This window comes from Cellvibrio sp., from assembly GCF_053579595.1.
Window position 1 is genome coordinate 1 of the sequence record NZ_JBRFPI010000385.1, and the last position, 4200, is coordinate 4200.

Here is a 4200-nt window from a genome sequence, read left to right on the forward strand (position 1 = left end):
CTAATTTCATCCAAGATTTTCCACTGCGACAATTGTCGGTTGTGCGATGAGCGTATTGAGCGCAGTCAATACTTGTTGCGGCATTAATTCACGCAAACATTTGTGGTGCACTTTCGGACACTCGCGTTCAAAGCAGGGAGAGCATTCAATCTTGTTATTGATAATACTGACCTGTTTCGTTAATGGCGGAGTATGTTCGGGCGAGGTAGAACCGTAAATCACCGCGAGTGGTTTTTGCAGCGCTGCAGCGATATGCATTAAACCCGAATCATTACTCAATACCGCATCAGCACAAGCCATTAATTCAATCGCTTCGCCAAGACTGGTACCACCGGCAAGGTTGTAACAATGCGCGCGCTCTGCATCCAACAATAAATTGCGGATGGCATCGGCGACCGGATGGTCTTTTGCAGATCCCATCAACCACACTTGCCAACCAGCGCGAATTTTTTCATCTACCACTTCCGCAAAATAATGTTCCGGCCAGCGTTTGGCGGGGCCATACTCGGCGCCGGGACAGAGTATCAACAGTGGGCGGTTAAGCTGCAATGCAAACTTTGTTAATAATTGTGGCCGCTGCGATCGATCAATATGTAACTCGGGGAATGGAAATTCTTGTAGCGGCGCTGCATTTTTTGGCAGCGCCAATGCCGCGTAGCGTTGCACCATTAATGGATAACGTTTTTTATCCAGCACGCGCACATCATTTAAGAATCCGTAGCGTAACTCACCGCGCCAACCCGTGCGCAAGGGAATATTGGCAAAGAAAGGAACAAACGCCGATTTAAAAGAATTAGGTAACACAATCGCTTGCTCATAACCTTCGCCTGCGAGTGATTTACCTAGTGCACGTCGCTCACCTAAACCAAAAGTGCCGTGACCAAGCGGCATATCAATTACGTTATGAATTTCCGGCATACAGGCGAGTAATTGACGCGTCCAGCCCGAGGCAAGCACATCAATGTGTACTTTAGGGTTGCGCAGCTTGAGTAATTTAAACAGGGTTTGCGCCATCATCATATCGCCGATCCACGCAGGGCCAATCACCAAAATTTTTTGGATTTTTTTCAGCTCTGTCGGGAATTGAATTTCAGGCATATTCGTGCTGCAAACCACAGTTATTTAATGTTAAGCATGCTGATGTCCACCTTAAAAGAGCGAGGGGCATACCCAAGCTCAGCGCGTGCGGCCGAATCATCAAACACTAGGTTTTCGCGCATGCGCGCTAGAACTGCAGTCCCCGCATCATGCACACCCAGCATACGTGCCACATGCGCCACAACACTAAAAAAAATGCTGGGTACAATCAGCAGTTTCGCTGGTGGCTGTAACTCCTGTAATACACGCCTTGTCATTTCGCGATAACTAAGCGTTTCGCCTCCGGGCAAGTCGTAACTACGCGCCTGCGCATCTACATGCTGCAAAGCAACAATTGCTGCATGTGCAAGATCGTCCGCATGTACAGGTTGACGCAACCCAAGAGCATTGTGTGGCAAAACAAAAACGCCAAAACGGCTTGCCAAAGCGGCCATACGACTAATATTGCGATCCATTCCTGTTCCATAAATCAATGTGGGGCGCAATATAGTCAACGCAGCTTTTTTGGTATTTGCCGCATCAACAAGCCTTTTTTCAGACTGCCGCAATCGCTCAGCCACATCACGTTCGGCCTGCTCAGGTGAGCCTTGTTTTACATGCACACTGGTAGAGCTGAAAGCCACAACACGGCTGGGCGTAAGTTCAGTTTGCATATACCAAAGCGAAAAAAGATCCAAAGGACCACAACTGATAATCGCATCAAAACGTTCATCGACAAGAGCCACCTCCGGCAATGAACCATAGCGCCATTCAATCTGCGCGCACGCGTCAACATCGCGTTGCCTGCGGTAAGCTACCAGATGCCATCCGCTATTCAACAATAGCTCGCACACTTTGCGCCCAATTGCGCCGGTGGCACCGAACAACAGGGCACGTGGTGGAATAGATAAAGAGGAGCTTGTTGATTGTTGACTCATAAAATGCGCACCTGAATCCGGCCACTAGCGAAAGAGCTTGCCACACCTCGCACTCGCCATTACCTGCCGCTCGGATTGCCGGGCGGTATATTGTCGGAAAACAAATATGGGAAGGGGTAAAACAATAACGGAGCCATTCGGCTCCGTTATTATGGCGATTATTTTGCAACCGGCGCCAACCAGTTGGTGTGCTCAGGCAATTCGCCGCGCACGGATTTGAAATACAAATCTTGCAAACGGGTAGTGATTGGCCCGCGGCGGCCTTCACCGATGATACGGCCATCCAATTCACGGATCGGCAATACCTCTGCTGCAGTACCAGTGAAAAATGCTTCGTCGGCAACATATACTTCATCGCGTGTGATGCGTTTTTCTTTGATGGTGTAACCGCAATCTGCCGCCAGATGGAAAATGGTGTTGCGCGTGATGCCATCGAGACAAGAAGTCAGTTCCGGTGTGTAGATGATGCCATCACGCACCAAAAAGAAATTCTCGCCGCTACCTTCTGCCACATAACCTTCAGCATCGAGCAACAGCGCTTCTTCACAGCCACTGTCCAATGCTTCTTGCAGCGCTAACAGCGAATTGATGTAGTGACCGTTGGCTTTCGCTTTACACATGGAAATATTCACGTGATGGCGAGTGTAGCTGGAGGTGCGGATACGGATACCCTGATCGCGCGCTTCCGGTGACATATACGAAGGCCAGTGCCAGGCAGCAACCATGATATGCACTTTCAAATTGTCGGCACGCAAGCCCATGCCTTCTGAACCGTAAAACGCCATAGGGCGCAGGTAGGCTTCGGCCAACCCATTTTCACGCACGACCATTTTGTGCGCTTCATTCACCACATCTTTAGTGAATGGCATTTTCATGCGCATGATATGCGCAGAGCGGAACAGTCGATCAGTATGCTCTTGCAAACGGAAAATACTGGTGCCGAGGGTTGAGCTGTTGTAAGCACGCACGCCTTCAAACACGCCCATACCGTAATGCAAAGTGTGGGTTAATACGTGAACCTTGGCATCGCGCCAGGGAATGAGTTCACCATCAAGCCATATAACGCCGTCGCGATCGGCAAAAGACATAGCAACTCCAAAAATTCTGTGTGTTAAAAAGTTCTTCTTTAGGAAAAACTTTTTATGTTCGGGGGATTGTCAGGCGCAGTCTCAGCCGCGCACCACTCAGTATTCGGGGCGATCCATCAATCGTGATCGATTAGCTGCCGCCACAATGCGGTGACTTGCGCGCGTTCGGTCAGGAAGTGATTGTCGCCTTCTAGTACCGCCTCCTGACGCTGTAGCGCGAGGCGGTGCCCGGTGGATCGGTATGCTTTGTAAGCCGCGATCAGGTGGGCCACGGACTGGGCATCGAGTAAGCCTGCCTCTTCCAGTGATCCGAGTATGCGAATGTTGTCCGTGTACCGGATGACCTTGGGCTCCTTAGCGGCCCAAGCCAAAGCCGCGTATTGAACCATAAATTCAATATCCACGATACCACCGGCATCCTGTTTCAAATTAAATAACGCGGGGGTTTTCGGTGCATTTAGAAGGTTTGGTTTGGATTTTCCCTCGCTTCCTAACTGCTCGCGCATTTTGCGGCGCATCTCGCTCACATCGGCCCGCAATTTATCCAGATCCCGCTCCCGCGTGAGGATGCGCTGGCGCACCTGCTCGAACTGCTCACCGAGCACTGCATCACCCGCAACCACCCGCGCACGCACCAGCGCCTGGTGCTCCCAAGTCCAGGCTTCATTGGCCTGGTATTTCTCAAACGCCGTGAGCGACGATACCAGCAGCCCCGAGTTGCCGGACGGACGCAAGCGCATATCCACTTCGTAGAGCTTGCCCGAGGGAGTGTAGGTATTAAGTACATGGATAATGCGCTGGCCGAGGCGGGTGTAAAACGTCGTATTGTCGATAGAGCGCTCGCCATCGGTGTGCAGATTGGAGTCGGCATTGTGGATAAACACCAGATCCAGATCCGACCCATGTCCCAACTCGATCCCGCCCAACTTGCCGTAGCCGACAATCACAAAATCCGGCGCGGTATCGACCGAACCATCACTGCGACGAGGGCGACCATGGCGCTCGACCATATGCTCCCAACCCAAATTCAGCACATGTTCCAGCACTACCTCGGCAATCCAGGTGAGGTAATCACTCACCTTCATCAGCGGCAACAC

At 51.2% G+C, this 4200-nt stretch carries 4 protein-coding genes; all 4 read right to left on the minus strand.

What is annotated here, in order from left to right:
• Positions 1-6: 6 nt before the first annotated feature.
• A complete protein-coding gene (waaF, locus tag ACWA6V_RS18185; RefSeq protein ID WP_449523821.1) occupies positions 7-1098 on the minus strand; it encodes a lipopolysaccharide heptosyltransferase II in 1092 nt (363 codons plus the stop codon).
• Between the two features lie 20 nt (positions 1099-1118).
• Positions 1119-2015, minus strand: coding sequence for an NAD-dependent epimerase/dehydratase family protein (locus tag ACWA6V_RS18190; RefSeq protein WP_449523822.1), 897 nt, complete (start codon positions 2013-2015; stop codon positions 1119-1121).
• A gap of 158 nt (positions 2016-2173) precedes the next feature.
• A complete protein-coding gene (locus tag ACWA6V_RS18195; protein ID WP_449523823.1) occupies positions 2174-3103 on the minus strand; it encodes a branched-chain amino acid transaminase in 930 nt (309 codons plus the stop codon).
• A 116-nt stretch (positions 3104-3219) separates the two neighbouring features.
• Positions 3220-4200: [protein-PII] uridylyltransferase family protein (locus ACWA6V_RS18200; RefSeq protein ID WP_449523824.1), on the minus strand; the 981-nt coding region annotated here is incomplete at its 5' end.